Annotated in this window: 14 protein-coding genes; 5 read left to right on the top strand and 9 right to left on the bottom strand. The window is 73.9% G+C overall.

Going from position 1 to position 16,004, the window contains the following annotated elements; translation table 11 throughout:
- Positions 1 to 160 precede the first annotated feature (160 nt).
- Positions 161 to 706: a hypothetical protein gene (locus AB0K17_RS23080; RefSeq protein ID WP_365984089.1), complete on the bottom strand. Its 546-nt coding sequence runs from the start codon at positions 704 to 706 to the stop codon at positions 161 to 163.
- A gap of 28 nt (positions 707 to 734) precedes the next feature.
- Positions 735 to 1,040: an SH3 domain-containing protein gene (locus tag AB0K17_RS23075; protein ID WP_365984088.1), complete on the bottom strand. Its 306-nt coding sequence runs from the start codon at positions 1,038 to 1,040 to the stop codon at positions 735 to 737.
- A gap of 73 nt (positions 1,041 to 1,113) precedes the next feature.
- Between AB0K17_RS23075 and AB0K17_RS23070 the strand changes: the two genes are divergently transcribed.
- A complete protein-coding gene (locus AB0K17_RS23070; protein WP_365984087.1) occupies positions 1,114 to 3,303 on the top strand; it encodes a serine/threonine-protein kinase in 2,190 nt (729 codons plus the stop codon).
- 34 nt (positions 3,304 to 3,337) lie between these two features.
- Here the strand turns inward: AB0K17_RS23070 and ilvD are convergent, their stop codons facing one another.
- From ilvD to AB0K17_RS23050, 4 genes are all read right to left on the bottom strand, one after another.
- Entirely contained in the window at positions 3,338 to 5,188 is a 1,851-nt protein-coding gene (gene ilvD / locus AB0K17_RS23065) for a dihydroxy-acid dehydratase (protein ID WP_365966216.1), read from the bottom strand.
- A gap of 103 nt (positions 5,189 to 5,291) precedes the next feature.
- Positions 5,292 to 5,927: a TetR family transcriptional regulator gene (locus AB0K17_RS23060; protein WP_365984086.1), complete on the bottom strand. Its 636-nt coding sequence runs from the start codon at positions 5,925 to 5,927 to the stop codon at positions 5,292 to 5,294.
- Positions 5,924 to 6,748 carry a sugar phosphate isomerase/epimerase gene (locus AB0K17_RS23055; protein WP_365984085.1) on the bottom strand — a complete coding sequence of 275 codons (825 nt, stop codon included), beginning with the start codon at positions 6,746 to 6,748 and terminating at the stop codon, positions 5,924 to 5,926. The genes AB0K17_RS23060 and AB0K17_RS23055 overlap by 4 nt, the downstream gene beginning before the upstream one ends.
- A gap of 58 nt (positions 6,749 to 6,806) precedes the next feature.
- Positions 6,807 to 7,739, bottom strand: a complete 933-nt coding sequence (locus tag AB0K17_RS23050; protein ID WP_365966213.1) for a Ppx/GppA phosphatase family protein — start codon at positions 7,737 to 7,739, stop codon at positions 6,807 to 6,809.
- Between the two features lie 45 nt (positions 7,740 to 7,784).
- Between AB0K17_RS23050 and AB0K17_RS23045 the strand changes: the two genes are divergently transcribed.
- Complete coding sequence (locus AB0K17_RS23045; protein WP_365984084.1) at positions 7,785 to 8,591, top strand: hypothetical protein; 807 nt, start codon at positions 7,785 to 7,787, stop codon at positions 8,589 to 8,591.
- A 14-nt stretch (positions 8,592 to 8,605) separates the two neighbouring features.
- Here AB0K17_RS23045 and AB0K17_RS23040 read toward each other — a convergent pair whose 3' ends face one another.
- Positions 8,606 to 10,324: a sigma-70 family RNA polymerase sigma factor gene (locus tag AB0K17_RS23040; protein ID WP_365984083.1), complete on the bottom strand. Its 1,719-nt coding sequence runs from the start codon at positions 10,322 to 10,324 to the stop codon at positions 8,606 to 8,608.
- A gap of 241 nt (positions 10,325 to 10,565) precedes the next feature.
- Here AB0K17_RS23040 and radA point away from each other — a divergent pair, with 241 nt between their 5' ends.
- The gene (radA, locus tag AB0K17_RS23035) at positions 10,566 to 12,029 is read left to right on the top strand and encodes a DNA repair protein RadA (RefSeq protein ID WP_365966210.1); all 1,464 of its coding nucleotides are present in this window, start codon (positions 10,566 to 10,568) and stop codon (positions 12,027 to 12,029) included.
- Positions 12,030 to 12,200: 171 nt separating this feature from the next.
- Positions 12,201 to 13,334: a DNA integrity scanning diadenylate cyclase DisA gene (gene disA / locus AB0K17_RS23030; protein ID WP_344438904.1), complete on the top strand. Its 1,134-nt coding sequence runs from the start codon at positions 12,201 to 12,203 to the stop codon at positions 13,332 to 13,334.
- Positions 13,335 to 13,395: 61 nt separating this feature from the next.
- Here the strand turns inward: disA and AB0K17_RS23025 are convergent, their stop codons facing one another.
- Both AB0K17_RS23025 and AB0K17_RS23020 read right to left on the bottom strand, forming a co-directional pair.
- On the bottom strand, positions 13,396 to 14,115 hold the full coding sequence (locus AB0K17_RS23025; RefSeq protein WP_365984082.1) for a hypothetical protein: 720 nt from the start codon (positions 14,113 to 14,115) through the stop codon (positions 13,396 to 13,398).
- 201 nt (positions 14,116 to 14,316) lie between these two features.
- Positions 14,317 to 14,802 carry a pyridoxamine 5'-phosphate oxidase family protein gene (locus AB0K17_RS23020; RefSeq protein ID WP_365984081.1) on the bottom strand — a complete coding sequence of 162 codons (486 nt, stop codon included), beginning with the start codon at positions 14,800 to 14,802 and terminating at the stop codon, positions 14,317 to 14,319.
- A 129-nt stretch (positions 14,803 to 14,931) separates the two neighbouring features.
- Here AB0K17_RS23020 and AB0K17_RS23015 point away from each other — a divergent pair, with 129 nt between their 5' ends.
- On the top strand, positions 14,932 to 15,888 hold the full coding sequence (locus AB0K17_RS23015) for an A/G-specific adenine glycosylase (protein ID WP_365966207.1): 957 nt from the start codon (positions 14,932 to 14,934) through the stop codon (positions 15,886 to 15,888).
- Positions 15,889 to 16,004 lie beyond the last annotated feature (116 nt).

Genomic DNA, 16,004 nt, shown 5'->3' with positions numbered 1-16,004 from the left:
CGGCCCCCGGCGTGATCACTACTTTAGCGGATTTCCCTCCCGGCTCCTAATCGGAGCCCGGTCCGAAATTCGGACACGCCGAATTCCATCCCGTTCAGGGGACCCGTACACGTAGTGGGGTGTGCTGCCGTGTGGCAACTCGGAGAACTCTACACGAGGTTCAGGGGTGCTTGCGCCGCCCCTTGGGCGTGCCCTTCCCGGGGCGCGCCGCCGGGTTGCCGGTGCGGGCGGAGCGGCGGCGCTCGTGGCGGGCCAGGGCCTGCTCGTACTCGGTCCGGTGGAGCTTCTCGCCCGGTGCCTCCTTGAGGCTGCGGGCGAAGTAGGCGAGGAGGCTGCCGATGAAGCCGATCATGCGGAGGCTGTGCATCGACCGCTCCACGGACGGGTCCGCCGGTGCCTCGGGCCGCCGGACGAACCCCTCCCAGGTGCGGCGGAAGGCGAGGGCGCTGCACACCGCGAAGGCGACGACGACCATGGCGTTGACGAAGCCGCCGACCTTGGCGATGGCCAGTCCCTCGTAGCCGAGGCGCAGGACGAAGGCGCCCGCCGCGGCTGCCGCCAGGGAGCCGAGGGCGACGCCGGCGCGGCGCAGGGCGTAGCCGCCGTCGTGGTCGACCCAGGTCGTTCCGAAGAACCGGATCGGCTCCGGCCTGGGGCCGCCGGGCTCGGGGGCGGCCCCGCTGGTTGCCTTGTTCTCACCGCTCATGGGCCGATTATCGCCGTCGTCGCTTCGCTCAGGCCGAGCAGTGCGGGGCGACGAGGCCGCTGCTGCCGGTCTTCACGTACGCGTCGGAGACGTACTGGCCGGGGGCTATGCAGTCCCAGACGTCGGTGGTGCCGCAGGGGCCGGAGACGGTCTCGCCGCGGGTCTGGCAGCGGATGGGCACGCTGGAGCCCTGCGGGAGGGTCTTGACGACTTCGCTGTCGGTGCTGGGGCCCCGGCGGACGTTGACCTGGTAGCCGGGCGCTATCGGGTAGGTGGCCATGTGCGGGTCCCCCGTGTTCTGGTGCCGGAAGTGTCCGGGAAAGTCGAAAGGCATGCGCAGGCTAGCAACGCGCGGTGCCGCCTCCCCGTTCGGCCCGGGGCGATCGATTAGGCTCCGCAAGCCGGAGATGCGGCCGGATTTCATGGGTGACGGTGACACGGGGGTGGGCATGCCGCCGCTGCGCAATGCCGGGACGGGACCGGGGGCGGACGACGATCCGGAATATGTGGGTCGGTACCGGCTGGAGGGTCGTCTCGGTTCCGGTGGCATGGGCGTGGTGCATTTGGCGCGCTCGGCGTCCGGGCTGCGCCTCGCGGTGAAGGTGGTGCACGCCGAGTATGCGGAGGATCCCGAGTTCAGGGCGCGGTTCCGGCAGGAGGTGGCGGCGGCCCGGCGGGTGAGCGGTGCGTTCACCGCGCCTGTGGTGGATGCGGATCCGGAGGCCGAGCGGCCGTGGATGGCCACGCTCTACATTCCCGGCCCGACGCTTTCCGCGCAGGTGAAGCGGAACGGTCCGCTGAAGGCGGACGAGCTGCGGCGGCTGGCGGCCGGGCTGGCCGAGGCGTTGCGCGACATCCACCGCGCGGGCGTGGTGCACCGGGATCTCAAGCCGAGCAATGTGCTGCTGGCCGCGGACGGTCCGAAGGTCATCGATTTCGGTATTTCCCGTCCGTACGACAGTGAGCTGCGTACGGAGACGGGCAAGCTCATCGGTACTCCTCCGTTCATGGCGCCGGAGCAGTTCCAGAGGCCGCGCGAGGTGGGGCCGGCGGCGGACGTCTTCGCGCTGGCGTCGTTGCTGGTGCACGCGGCGACGGGGCGGGGGCCGTTCGAGTCGGACAGTCCGTACCTGGTGGCGTACCAGGTAGTGCACGACGAGCCGGATCTGGCGGGTGTGCCGGAGGACCTGGTGCCGGTGGTGCGGGCGTGTCTGGCGAAGGATCCGGTCGATCGCCCCACGCCGGACGCGGTCATGGCGATGCTGCCGCCCGCGGCGGCCGGTGCTCCGGTGTGCGTGCCGGTGGCGGTACCCGTACCGGCGCCGCCGGTGCCCGTCGCGGCGCCCGGTCGGCGGCCGCGGAACCGGCGGCGGATCACCAGCGGCATAGTGGCCGCGGTGGCGGTCGTGGCGGCGCTGGGGGCCGGGGGCGGCTGGTTGCTGGACGAGGTGCGCGAGATAGGTGCTCCGGGTGGGCATCCGTCCGCGTCCCGCTCCGCGCCCGCCGCCGCGGCCTGGCGGCCGTGGGAGACGTCCGTGCCCGCCGATGCGGCGGGCAGCGGTGAGGTGCGGGCGGGTTTCTGCACGTACGCGGCGGGGGCGCTGTACTGCTCGGCGCGCGGGGTGCCCGCGGCCCGGATCGAGGCCGGGAGCGGCACGGTGGCGTGGCGGCGGGAGGCGTCGGGCCGTGCGCCCGGCGCGGGTGCGCCGAGTGCGCCGGTGGTCTGCGGCGGGCTGGTGCACGCGTTGGATCCGGACAAGCGGGAGCTCGTGGCCCTGGACCCGGCCGACGGCCGGCCGCGGTGGACGCGGGACGTGTCGGCGTACGGCGGGCGGGTGTACCACGCGGGCAACACCGTGCTGCTGGTCGCCGGGGACGGCACGGTGACGGCGGTCGACGGCGCGACGAACAGGGAGCGGTGGCGGCACGGGTTGCCGGGGACCGGTGGGGCGAAGCCGGTGTTCTCCGCCTTCGGCGGTGGGCCGGCCTTCGGTGTCACCTTGTCGCCGGACGGGCGCCGTACGCATGTGGCGGCCGTGGATCCCGTCAGCGGCAGGACGCTGTGGGAGTGGACGCGTGAGGGCAGTCTGACGGTGGTGGGGGCGACGGCCCGTGGCGATGTCGTCTATTTGTCGGAGGCGGATTCCCAAACGCGGATTTCCGCTGTGATCCGTTACGCCCCGGGGATCGGGCGGGAGCGGCGGGTTCCGTTGGAGACGCCGCTGGAGGCGATGGGGGTCACGGCGCACGGCGACACGGTCTACGTCCTGTCGTCGGACGGCGGTCTGACGGCCGTGGAGACGGGGGCGTCCGGGGCGGGGAGCAAGTGGCGGATGGAGACGTCCGTGGCCAACGGGTCGGGGCTGGTGGCGGACGGGGACCGGCTGTACTTCTCCGCCGCCGACGGCCGGCTGCTGGCGGTGGATGCGGCGCGGGGTGCGCTGCTGGGGCAGACGTCGCCGCGGCTGGCGCGTGCGGGGCGGGGCTTTCTGCAGCTGCTGCCGCTGCCGGTGGTGGCGGAGGGGAAGGTGTTCGGCGCGGCGCCGGACGGGACGGTGTTCGCGGTGGACGCGCGAAATCCCGCGGCGTGGCGGTGACAGGGCCTGGCCCTGTCACCGCCCGCAATCGCGCCTAGCCCAGCTTGGTCACGTCGCGCACCGCGCCCTTGTCGGCGCTCGTCGCCATCGCCGCGTAGGCGCGCAGGGCCGCGGAGACCTTGCGGTCGCGGTTCTTCGGGGCGTACGTGCCGCCCAGGGCCTCCCTGCGGGCGGCCAGTTCGGCATCGGGCACGAGGAGCTCGATCGACCGGTTCGGGATGTCGATGCGGATCCGGTCGCCGTCCCGGACGAGGGCGATCGTGCCTCCGGAGGCGGCCTCCGGCGAGGCGTGGCCGATGGACAGGCCCGAGGTGCCGCCCGAGAAGCGGCCGTCGGTGATGAGGGCGCAGGCCTTGCCGAGGCCGCGGCCCTTGAGGAAGGAGGTGGGGTAGAGCATTTCCTGCATGCCGGGGCCGCCGCGCGGGCCCTCGTAGCGGATGACGACGACGTCGCCCTCCTTGATCACCTTGCCGAGGATCTTCTCGACCGCCTCCTCCTGCGATTCGCAGACGACGGCGGGGCCCTCGAAGGTCCAGATGGACTCGTCGACGCCGGCGGTCTTCACCACGCAGCCGTCGACGGCGAGGTTGCCCTTGAGGACGGCGAGGCCGCCGTCCTTGGAGTAGGCGTGCTCGGCGGAGCGGATGCAGCCGTTCTCGGCGTCGAGGTCGAGCGACTCCCACCGCTCGGACTGCGAGAAGGCGGTCGCGGAGCGGACACAGCCGGGGGCGGCGTGCCACAGCTCGACGGCTTCGGCGGAGGGGGAGCCGCCGCGCACGTCCCAGGTCTTGAGCCAGTCGGCCAGCGTGGGCGCGTGCACGCTGTGCACGTCCTCGTCGAGCAGGCCGGCGCGGTAGAGCTCGCCGAGGATGGCGGGGATGCCGCCGGCGCGGTGGATGTCCTCCATGTAGTACGTGCCGCCGGGGGCGATGTTGGGGGCGACCTTGGCGAGGCAGGGCACGCGCCGGGAGACGGCGTCGATGTCGCCGAGGTCGTAGTCGAGCCCGGCCTCCTGGGCGGCGGCGAGCAGGTGGAGGATCGTGTTGGTGGAGCCGCCCATGGCGATGTCGAGGGCCATGGCGTTGTCGAAGGCGGCCCGGGTGGCGATGTTGCGCGGCAGGACGGACTCGTCGTCCTGCTCGTAGTAGCGCTTGGTGATCTCGACGACCGTGCGACCGGCGTTCTCGTAGAGGGCCTTGCGGGCGGTGTGGGTGGCGAGGACGGAGCCGTTGCCGGGCAGGGAGAGGCCGATGGCCTCGGTGAGGCAGTTCATGGAGTTGGCCGTGAACATGCCCGAGCAGGAGCCGCAGGTCGGGCAGGCGTTCTCCTCGATGCGCAGGACGTCCTCGTCGGAGACTTTCTCGTCGGCCGAGTCGACGATGGCGTTGATCAGGTCGAGCTTGCGGACGGTGCCGTCGACGAGGGTGGCCTGGCCGGCCTCCATGGGGCCGCCGGAGACGAAGACGACGGGGATGTTCAGGCGCAGGGCGGCCATGAGCATGCCCGGGGTGATCTTGTCGCAGTTGGAGATGCAGATCAGCGCGTCGGCACAGTGGGCCTCGACCATGTACTCGACGGAGTCGGCGATCAGGTCGCGGGAGGGCAGCGAGTAGAGCATGCCGCCGTGGCCCATGGCGATGCCGTCGTCGACGGCGATGGTGTTGAACTCGCGCGGCACGCCGCCGGCGGCCTTGATGGCGTCGGAGACGATCCGGCCGACCGGCTGCAGGTGGGTGTGGCCGGGGACGAATTCGGTGAAGCTGTTGGCCACCGCGATGATCGGCTTGCCGAAGTCCTCGCGCGCTACGCCCGCGGCGCGCAGAAGGGCTCGGGCGCCCGCCATGTTGCGGCCGTGGGTGACAGTGCGGGACCTCAGCTCGGGCATCGGGCTCCACTCCTCGCGTCCTGGGTGCTGGGCCTTCGAGCCTACGCGGACGGCCCGCGATCCGGACAGTGTTTCCGGGATGCGAGACGATCGGGCGACCGGTTCAGTCCCCGGCCCGCAGGTGGTGCTGCACCACCGGTGCCGTCGCCGCGACGATCTCCTCCAGGTCCGCCGAGGCCAGCGGTTCCAGCCCGATGACGTGGCGCATCATGACCACTCCCACCAGCTGGGCGGCCGCGAGCTCGGAGCGCAGCCGGGTGTCGGGCCCTTCCAGGTGGCCGGCCACCCTGGCCATCAGCCGGGTGGCGACGAGGTCGCGGAAGACCGCCGCCGCGGTCCGGTTGGCCACGGCCGAGCGGAGGACGGCCAGCAGCGGCTCGCGGGTGACGGGGTCCTCCCAGATGCCCAGGAAGAAGCGGGTCAGCCGCTCCCCGGCACCCTCGGGGTCGCCCTCGGCCACGGTGTCGGGGGCACCGAGGGCGGGCGTCATGGTCACCTCCACGGCGGCGGCGAAGATCTGTTCCTTCGGGCCGAAGTAGTGGTGGACGAGTGCGGGGTCGACGCCGGCGGCCTTGGCGATGCCGCGGATGGAGGCCTTGTCGTAGCCGTGCTCGGCGAACTCGGCGCGGGCGGCGCCCAGGATCCGCTCGCGGGCGCCGGGGCCGGAGCCCGCCTCCGTACGGGCGGGCCGGCCGCGCCGGCGGGGGGCGGGCGTACGGGGGGCGTCGTCGTCCGTCACCGGCCCGGCACTCCCGTGGGCGAGGCCAGGTGCAGGCGGGTGTAGGCCAGGGCCTCGGCGAGGTCGGCCTCGCGCTCGGCGGCGGACATCGCCCGCCGGGTGTTGACCTCGATCACCACATGGCCGTCGAAACCGCTGGTCGCCAGGCGTTCGAGCACCTCGGCGCAGGGCTGCTTGCCGCGACCGGGGACGAGGTGCTCGTCCTTCGCGGAACCGTTTCCGTCGGCGAGGTGGATGTGCGCGAGCCGGTCGCCCATGCGCTCGATCATCTGCAGGGCGTCGCTGCGCGCGGTGGAGGTGTGCGAGAGGTCGATCGTGAAGTGCCGGTAGTCGTCCTTGGTGACGTCCCAGTCGGGCGCGTAGGCGAGCATCTCGCGGTCGCGGTAGCGCCAGGGGTACATGTTCTCCACCGCGAACCGGACGTCGGTCTCGTCGGCCATGCGCCACAGCCCGCGCACGAAGTCGCGCGCGTACGAGCGCTGCCAGCGGAAGGGCGGGTGGACGACGACGGTGCTCGCGCCGAGCTTCTCGGCGGCGGTGCGGGCGCGCTGGAGCTTGACCCACGGATCGGTGGACCACACGCGCTGGGTGATCAGCAGACAGGGCGCGTGGACGGCCAGGATCGGCACCCGGTGGTAGTCGGACAGTCTGCGCAGGGCGTCGATGTCCTGGCTCACGGGGTCGGTCCACACCATGACCTCGACACCGTCGTAGCCCAGCCGGCCGGCGATCTCGAAGGCCGTCGCCGTCGACTCCGGGTAGACCGATGCCGTGGACAGCGCGACCTTGGCGTCCGGAATGCGCACCACTGGCTCTGTCACGAGGGACAGCGTATGCCCGCCCCTTCCGCGGCGGGCAGGTGGTCCTGCGCACGGGCCCCTAGGGGGTGGGCAGGTGGTCCAGTCGGCGCAGGATGACGCCCTCGCGCAGGGCCCACGGGCAGATCTCCACCTCGTCCACGCCGAACAGTTCCATGGCCGCCTCCGCGACCAGGGCTCCGGCAAGTACTTGTGCTGCGCGGCCGGCGGAGACGCCGGGCAGCGCCGCGCGCCGGGCCTCGCTCATCGCGGCGAGCTTGGGCACCCACTCCTCCAGGGACTTGCGGTTGAGGGTGCGCTGGACGTACAGGCCGTCGGCGGAGCGGGCGGCGCCGCAGATGCGGGCGAGCTGGCGGAAGGTCTTGGAGGTGGCCACCGCGTGGTCGGGGCTGCCGTGCCGGGCGAAGGCGCCGACGTGCCGGGCGATCTCGGTGCGCACGTGGCGGCGCAGGGCCCGCACGTCGGCGGGGTCGGGCGGGTCGCCGGGCAGCCAGGCGGCGGTCAGGCGTCCGGCGCCGAGGGGCAGGGAGGCGTCGGCGACGGGTTCCTCGTCCAGGCCGAAGGCGACCTCCAGGGAGCCGCCGCCGATGTCGAGGACCAGGAGCTTGCCGGACGACCAGCCGAACCAGCGACGGGCGGCGAGGAAGGTCAGCCGCGCCTCCTCGGTGCCGGTGAGGACCGGGAGGGTGACGCCGGTCTCCTCCTTGACGCGGGCGAGCAGCGCGTCGGCGTTGGTGGCCTCGCGCACGGCGGAGGTGGCGAACGGCAGCACCTCCTCCACGCCCTTGTCCTCGGCCGCCTGCAGCGCCTCGTGGATCACCGCGATGAGGCGCTCTATGCCCGCGTCGCCGATCGCGCCGGCCTCGTCGATCAGTTCGGCGAGGCGCAGTTCGGCCTTGTGCGAGTGGGCGGGCAGGGGGCGGGCACCGGGGTGTGCGTCGACCACCAGCAGGTGGACGGTGTTGGAACCCACATCGAGGACACCGAGTCTCATGGCCTGAACGCTACTGCTGTCGCTCCGGCCACTTAGGCTTGAGGGGTGGCGAAGACGAAGAAGTCCAAACCGGACAAGACGCGAGAAAAGTCGCGGGGAGCGGCCGTGGCCGACGAGGTCGGGCTGGATTTCGCCCGCGCCTGGGTCACCTTTCCCGATCCGGCGGACGACGACCAGGTCTTCCGCTGCGACCTGACCTGGCTGACCTCGCGCTGGCACTGCGTGTTCGGCAGCGGCTGCCAGGGGATCAAGGCGGGGCGCGCCGACGACGGCTGCTGCACGCTGGGCGCGCACTTCTCCGACGAGGAGGACGAGCAGCGGGTCGCCGGGCACGTGGCCCGGCTGACGCCCGAGATGTGGCAGTTCCACGACGTGGGCGCCGACTCGGGCTGGACGCAGCTCGACGACGACGGCGACCGGCAGACCCGGCGCTGGAAGGGCTCGTGCATCTTCCAGAACCGGCCCGGTTTCGCGGGCGGTGCGGGCTGTGCGCTGCACATCCTGGCGCTGAAGGAGGGCCGCGAGCCGCTGGAGACCAAACCGGACGTGTGCTGGCAGCTGCCGGTGCGGCGGACGTACGACTGGATCGACCGGCCGGACGACACCCAGGTGCTGCAGGTCACGATCGGCGAGTACGACCGGCGCGGCTGGGGCCCGGGCGGGCACGACCTGCACTGGTGGTGCACCTCGGCCCGGTCGGCGCACGGCGCGGGCGACCCGGTGTACGTGTCGTACCGGGCGGAGCTGATCGAGCTGATGGGCAAGAAGGGCTACGCGCGGCTGGTGGAGCTGTGCGAGGAGCGGATGGCCTCGGCGCTGCCGATGGCCCCGCATCCGGCCGACGCCTGCTGACCCGGCGCAACCGGTCAGCCGGTGCGCGAGGGGTCGGGGGTCTGCCCGGCCGGGGGCGGCGGGCTCGTCGGGCCGGCCGGCGTGGGCGTGGTGGGCTGCGGCTCGGCGCCGCGCCCCTGGATGGTGACGACGGTGCCGCCCGGTGCGATGGCCACGCGGGCGGTCCAGGGCCCGGCCGGTTCGCGGCCGTGGTCGACGGAGACGGTGATCGTCACGCACTGGCCGGGGTGGAGGACGCCGCCCGGCTGGCTCAGGTGCAGCCAGGGCGCGGTGGCGGACATCGACCAGCTGACCGGCTCGCCGCCGTCGGCGCTGAGGGTGATGAGGGTGCTGGTGCCGCTGGGCCGGGCCGTGACGGTCAGCCGGCCGGGCCCGGCGACGACCCGGCCGGACCGGGCGGCCTGCGGCGGCGCGTCCGCCATGGCCGGCGGCGTCGGCCCGGCGGTCACGGGCGGGGTGCTTGTGCCGTCGGGGCCGAGGACGGCGACGGCGACCTGGGGCGCGTGGCGGCCCGGTACGGGCGCCGTGCCGCCGGTGCTGCGAGTGGGGCCGGCGGGTGCCGGCTGTTGTTGGTACGGACCGGTGTACGGGTCGGCGTAGGGGTCCGGGTGGCTGCTGTGGTGGGCGCCGCCGCCGAGGCTGTCGGTGTCGGTGGCGGAGACGGAGGCCCCGCCGGCGTCGGAGTCGGTGCCGAGGGGGCCGCTGCGGTAGGCCGCCCACAGGGCGAGCAACGGCGCGGCGACCACGGTGGCCACGACGGTGGTGGTCAGGGCGCGGGTGCGCAGTCGGCTGCGGCGGCCCGAACGGTCCTTGGGGGCGAGGGGGAAGCCGCGGCGGTCGAAGCGCGGGGCGCCGGCCGAACGGCGGCGCGGGGCGCGGGGAGCAAGGGCATCGAGCATGGCGGCGTGCGTGGCGCCGCGGGGTGCGGTGACGACGGGCAGGGGGGCACAGGAGGCGGCGGTGCCGGGCCAGGGCTCGCCGGCGGTGGCGCGCTCGGCGGTGCGGCGGCAGTCGGCGCACTCGTCGACGTGCCGGACCAGTTCGCGCCGCAGGGCGGCGCCCAGCAGGACCTCCTTCCCGCCGTCACCGGTGAAGCGGCTGACGACGGGGCAGCGGCCGGACTCCACGACGGCCAGCGCGGTGCGGGTGCGCTCGACCTCGCAGGCGGCGGTGGCCAGCAGGGTGCGGGCGGCGTCGTGGTCGAGGCGCAGGACGCAGGCGACCTCGTGGGGGGCAAGGCCGTGGCGGACGGCCAGTTCGAGGGCCTCGCGCTGTTCGGCGGTGGTGCCGGCGGCCTCGGGCCAGGCGAGCCGGGCCAGTTCGGCAGCCTCGGGGCCGGTGGGGGCGGCGATTTCGCCGGCCAGGGGGTCGTCGACGGTGCCGCGCTCGGCGAGCCGGCGCAGACATTCCCAGCGGGCCAGGGCGTACAGCCAGGCGCGGTGCGTCTCCTCGGCGGCGGGCGCACGGTCGGCGCGGCGCTCGGCGAGGGCGAGGACCTCGCCGAGGGCGGCGACGGCGGCGGCGTGGTCGCACAGCACCGACAGGCAGTAGGTGAACAGACCGTCCAGGTGCGGCTCGTAGCGGGAGGGCGGGGTCTGGACAAGGGTGTCGTGCCCGCTGGCGGGGTGCGGGGGGCGCGGGGCGGCCGGGGACAGGTCCGTGCGCGGCGCACCGCTGGGTGCGCGGTGCGCGCCGGTGGCATGCGTGGGGGGCTCGGGCCTGCTCGTCATCATCCCGGGACGGTAAGGGGGTGCCGCGGGCCCGTCGGCCCTGCTCACGGAGGTTTAGCCCATACGGGTGACCGTCTCCCTCGAAAGGGGACAGGAACGCCATATTCCGACCCGATCAGGTGACTCCCGGACCGTTGGTCCGCGCGGACGATCGAACGTCTGCCGTCCCGCGCCCGCCCGGCACCGGACGGTCCCCGTCCCGTCCCGGCCGGCGTTGTCGGTGCCCGCCGCTACGGTGGTGCGCATGGCTGCTGCCCGTACCTCCCGCTCGTCCGCCAAGGACCGGCCGTCCTTCCGCTGCACCGAGTGCGGCTGGACCACCGCCAAGTGGCTCGGCCGCTGCCCCGAGTGCCAGGCGTGGGGCACGGTCGAGGAGTTCGGCGCGCCCGCGGTGCGCACCACCGCCGCGGGCCGGGTGACGTCCGCGGCGGTGCCCATCGGCCAGGTCGACGGCCGCCAGGCGGCCGCGCGCAGTACGGGCGTCGCCGAGCTCGACCGCGTCCTGGGCGGCGGCCTGGTGCCGGGCGCGGTGGTGCTGCTCGCCGGCGAGCCCGGTGTCGGCAAGTCGACGCTGCTGCTGGACGTGGCGGCCCGGGCGGCCGGCCCGGAGCACCGCACGCTCTACGTCACCGGTGAGGAGTCGGCCGGGCAGGTGCGGCTGCGCGCCGACCGCATCGGCGCCCTCTCCGAGGACCTGTACCTGGCGGCGGAGACCGACCTGTCGGCCGTCCTCGGCCACCTCGACGCGGTCAAGCCGTCCCTGCTGATCCTCGACTCCGTCCAGACGGTGGCCTCCCCCGAGATCGACGGCGCCCCGGGCGGCATGGCGCAGGTGCGCGAGGTCGCCGGCGCCCTGATCCGCGCCTCCAAGGAGCGCGGCATGGCCACGCTGCTGGTCGGTCACGTCACCAAGGACGGCGCGATCGCCGGCCCGCGTCTGCTGGAGCACCTGGTCGACGTGGTGCTGCACTTCGAGGGCGACCGGCACGCGCGGCTGCGCCTGGTGCGCGGGGTGAAGAACCGCTTCGGTGCGACGGACGAGGTCGGCTGCTTCGAGCTGCACGACGAGGGCATCACCGGTCTCGCCGACCCCAGCGGCCTGTTCCTGACCCGTCGCGCGGAGCCGGTGCCGGGCACCTGCCTGACGGTCACCCTCGAAGGCCGCCGCCCGCTGGTGGCCGAGGTCCAGGCGCTGACCGTGGACTCGCAGATCCCCTCCCCGCGCCGTACGACCTCGGGCCTGGAGACGTCCCGGGTCTCGATGATGCTCGCTGTCCTGGAACAGCGCGGCCGCATCAGCGCCCTGGGCAAACGGGACATCTACAGCGCCACCGTGGGCGGAGTGAAGCTCTCCGAGCCGGCCGCCGACCTGGCCGTCGCGCTCGCCCTGGCCAGCGCCGCCAGCGACACCCCGCTGCCGAAGAACCTCGTGGCGATCGGCGAGGTGGGCCTGGCCGGCGAGGTCCGGCGGGTCACCGGGGTGCAGCGCAGGCTGTCGGAGGCGGCCCGCCTGGGCTTCACGCACGCCCTGGTGCCGGCCGATCCCGGCAAGGTGCCTGAGGGGATGCGGGTGCTGGAAGTGGCCGACATAGGCGAGGCTCTGCGGGTGCTGCCGCGCCGGCCGCGGCGCGAGGGCGGCTCCGCCGCGGGCGGGCAGGCCCGCGGCAGAGCGGCGGCGGGTGCGGCGGCCGTGCCGGAGGACAGCTGAGGACAGCTCCCTAATAGGCTGTGCGCCAGTAGACTTTCCCCTGGTCCCGCCCGCCCGTACGTACGCTCCGACGCACACGGCCCGCGCGACGCGCACGGCGTGCACGACGGCGCGTGGTACGAGCAGCCGGGCGGCCCGCGGCACCGTTGACCTTGCGACCGGAGGAGTGCAGTGGCAGCCAACGACCGGGCCTCGGGCCCCGGCAAGGCCGGAGGCGGCTCCGGTGGCTCCGGCCTCGACGCGCTGATGCGCGCTTCGCTGAGCGCCGTCGCGCCCGGCACGGCCCTGCGCGACGGCCTGGAGCGCGTCCTGCGCGGCAACACCGGCGGGCTCATCGTCCTCGGCATGGACAAGACCGTCGACTCGATGTGCACCGGCGGCTTCGTCCTGGACGTGGAGTTCACCGCCACCCGGCTGCGCGAGCTGTGCAAGCTGGACGGCGCGCTGATCCTCGACAAGGACATCAGCAAGATCGTGCGGGCCGGCGTCCAGCTCTACCCGGACGCGTCGATCCCCACCGAGGAGACCGGCACCCGGCACCGCACCGCCCAGCGCGTGTCCATCCAGTCCGGCTTCCCCGTGGTCTCCGTCAGCCAGTCGATGCGGCTGATCGCGCTGTACGTGGGCGGGGAGCGCCGCGTGCTGGAGGAGTCGGGCGCGATCCTCTCCCGCGCCAATCAGGCGCTGGCCACCCTGGAGCGCTACAAGCTGCGCCTGGACGAGGTCGCCGGCACCCTCTCCGCCCTGGAGATCGAGGACCTGGTCACCGTCCGGGACGTCACCGCCGTCTCCCAGCGGCTGGAGATGGTCCGCCGCATCGCCACCGAGATCGCCGAGTACGTCGTCGAGCTCGGCACCGACGGCCGGCTGCTCTCCCTGCAGCTGGACGAGCTGATCGCCGGCGTCGAGCCGGAGCGGGAGCTCGTCGTGCGGGACTACGTCCCCGAGCCGACCGCCAAGCGCACCCGCACCGTCCCCGAGGCCCTCGCCGAGCTGGACTCCCTCACCCACGCCGAGCTGCTCGAACTGCCCATCGTGGCCCGGGCGCTGGGCTACAGCGGCTCGCCCGAGACGCTGGACTCCGCGGTCTCCCCGCGCGGCTACCGTCTGCTGGCGAAGGTGCCGCGGCTGCCCGGCGCCATCATCGAGCGGCTCGTGGACCACTTCGGGGGGCTGCAGAAGCTGCTCGCCGCGAGCGTGGACGACCTGCAGACGGTCGACGGCGTGGGCGAGGCGCGCGCCCGCTCGGTGCGCGAGGGCCTGTCGCGACTGGCGGAGTCCTCGATCCTCGAACGCTACGTGTAGGAACCGACATGGGTGAGGGGCCCCGCATCGCGGGGCCCCTCACCCATGTCGCGCGGTGCTCTCAGGCCCGCTCCAGGACGAAGTCGGCGTGCTCGGTCACCCCGGCCACCTTCACCTCGACCCGGTAGGTGCCCGACGTCACGGCCTGCGCACCGGACGGCGTGGCGCACTGCGGGGCGCTGGGCCGGCGGTCCCACTCCAGCGTGTGCCGGGACTCGCCCGCGCCGGGGACCTCGAAGAGGACGGCGCCGGTGGCGCGCGGGCAGTCGTCGGACTGCCACACGTGCGCCTCGCCCTTGCTGTCAGTGATCTTCAGCAGGGCGGCGGTGGCGCCGAAGTTCACCTTGCAGGCGCTGTTGCCGGCGTTCTTCACGACCAGCTCGAACTTCGGCTTCTCGTCGGGCTTGTAGGAGTCCTTGACGCTGCGGATGGCCAGCCGCACCGAGCCGGGCCCGCAGTCGGGCAGGGGCGAGGCGGCCGGCACCGCCCTGCCGCCGCCGCTGACCTGCACCCCGGCGCCGCCGCCGAAGCCGCCGGCCGCACCGCCGCCCGTACCACCGGTCCCGGTGCCGGCGGTCCCGCCGCCCCCGCCCGTACCGCCGCCACCGCCGCCGGTGGCGCCGCCCGTGCCGGAGTCGCCTCGGCCGCCGGGGCGTTGGCTGATGTGCGGGCCCGAGGGGGTGGGTCCGGGGGTGATGGTGCTCTCGGCCGGGGACTCGCCGTTCTTGGAGCCCTCGCTCTGGGCACCGCCCGACCCCCCGCCGTCACCCCCCAGGCTCATCAGCCACATGACCAGCAGGACGAGAAGAACGAGCAGACCAAGCGCAACTGCCCTCCGCCGCCAGTAGATGGAGGAGGGAAGCGGCCCGATCGGATTGCGCAGTGATCCCACGCGAAGACTCTACGAGAGAACCGGGGGCGGACCAGCCAGTACCCGCCGTTGGAGTGCCTACTTTTCCCATGATCTGCCCGCAAGCGGGCCCTAAGCGGGCGGCGTCCACTCGGTCTTGTGCCCGAAACCCCGTCCGTTGTCGACCAGGCGCAGCCAGTTCGGGCGCAGTTCCCACAATCCGGTGCGCGCCATGGCCTCTTTCAGTCGCTCGGTGCGTTCGACATAGGGGAAGCGCGAACTGTAGGCGGGCCAGGCCGCTTCGCGTGCGGCGCCGGTCAGCAGGCGGCAGTTGCCGCGTCCCTGAATACCGGTCAGCACCGTCCAGTCCTGGCCGTCGGCCTGCGCGGTGAAGGCGACACGCGCGTCGCCGGAGAGCAGGGCGCGGCCGTGGCGGGTGTTCTCGGCGGTGACGAAGAGCAGGGTGGGATCGGGGCTGTCCGCGAGGGCGTACAGCACGGCGCAGGCCTGCGGGCCCTGTTCGTCCACGTAGGCCAGGGTGAGTGTGGTGTGCGCCCGGAGGGCCGACCGGATCGCGTCGAGGGGCTGCTGTGACGGCTGGGGCGCTGCGGCAGTCATGGGAACCAGCGTAGGCGGGCCGGTTGCGCGCCGACGGTCACCCGAACGGGGCGGCTCATGGCGCTCGTGGCCGACGCGGGCCCCATCCGTTTCGCGGCATGGCGCGAGCGTGCCAGGATCGAAGGCGACATGACTGCGACGCCCGACACCACCGCGATGCCCCGCCCGGCGGCCCCCGTCCGGGCGGCCGTACCGGCCGCCACGCCCCAGACGTCCACCCTGCTGCACGCCCCGGTGATCGACTGGTTCGCCGTGCACGCCCGCGACCTGCCCTGGCGGCGCCCGGAGGCGGGCCCGTGGGGCGTGATGGTCAGCGAGTTCATGCTGCAGCAGACGCCGGTGAGCCGGGTCCTGCCCGTGTACGAGGAGTGGCTGGCCCGCTGGCCGCGCCCGGCCGACCTGGCGGCCGAGCCGCCGGGCGAGGCGGTGCGCGCCTGGGGACGGCTGGGCTACCCGCGGCGGGCGCTGCGGCTGCACGCGGCGGCCTCGGCGATCACCGAGCGGCACGGCGGCGAGGTGCCGCAGGACCACGCCAGGCTGCTGGCGCTGCCGGGCGTGGGCGAGTACACGGCGGCCGCCGTGGCCTCCTTCGCCTACGGGCAGCGGCACGCGGTGCTGGACACCAACGTCCGCCGGGTCCTGGCACGGGCGGTCAGCGGGGTGCAGTACCCGCCGAACGCCACGACGGCCGCCGAACGCCGGCTCGCCCGCGCCCTGCTGCCCGAGGACGAGCCCACGGCCGCCCGCTGGGCTGCGGCCACCATGGAACTGGGCGCACTGGTGTGCACGGCGCGCACGCCCTCATGCACGCGCTGCCCGATCGCCGCCGAGTGCGCCTGGCTGGCCGCCGGCTCCCCCGCCCACGACGGCCCGCCGCGGCGCGGTCAGACGTACGCGGGCACCGACCGCCAGGTGCGCGGCAAGCTGCTGGCGGTGCTGCGCGAGGCGGTGGCGCCGGTGCCGCAGGCGGCGCTGGACGCGGTGTGGCACGAGCCGGTGCAGCGCGCCCGGGCGCTGGACGGGCTGGTCGCGGACGGCCTCGTCGAGCCACTGGCGGACGGACGGTACCGGCTGCCGCTGACGTAGGTACCAGGGCGATGTGACCTTGGTTCCGAAACGGACAGAGCCGCTCTTTCTTTGATCTATGCCTCCGGCTGTTACACAACCTATGGACAGCTGTGCCTCAGCCGAAGGGCTGGTGC

It is taken from the genome of Streptomyces sp. NPDC049585, assembly GCF_040675615.1.
GTDB lineage: Bacteria > Actinomycetota > Actinomycetes > Streptomycetales > Streptomycetaceae > Streptomyces > Streptomyces luteosporeus.
The sequence above is the reverse complement of the archived record's forward strand: the minus strand, read 5'-3'. Positions and strand labels throughout refer to the sequence as shown.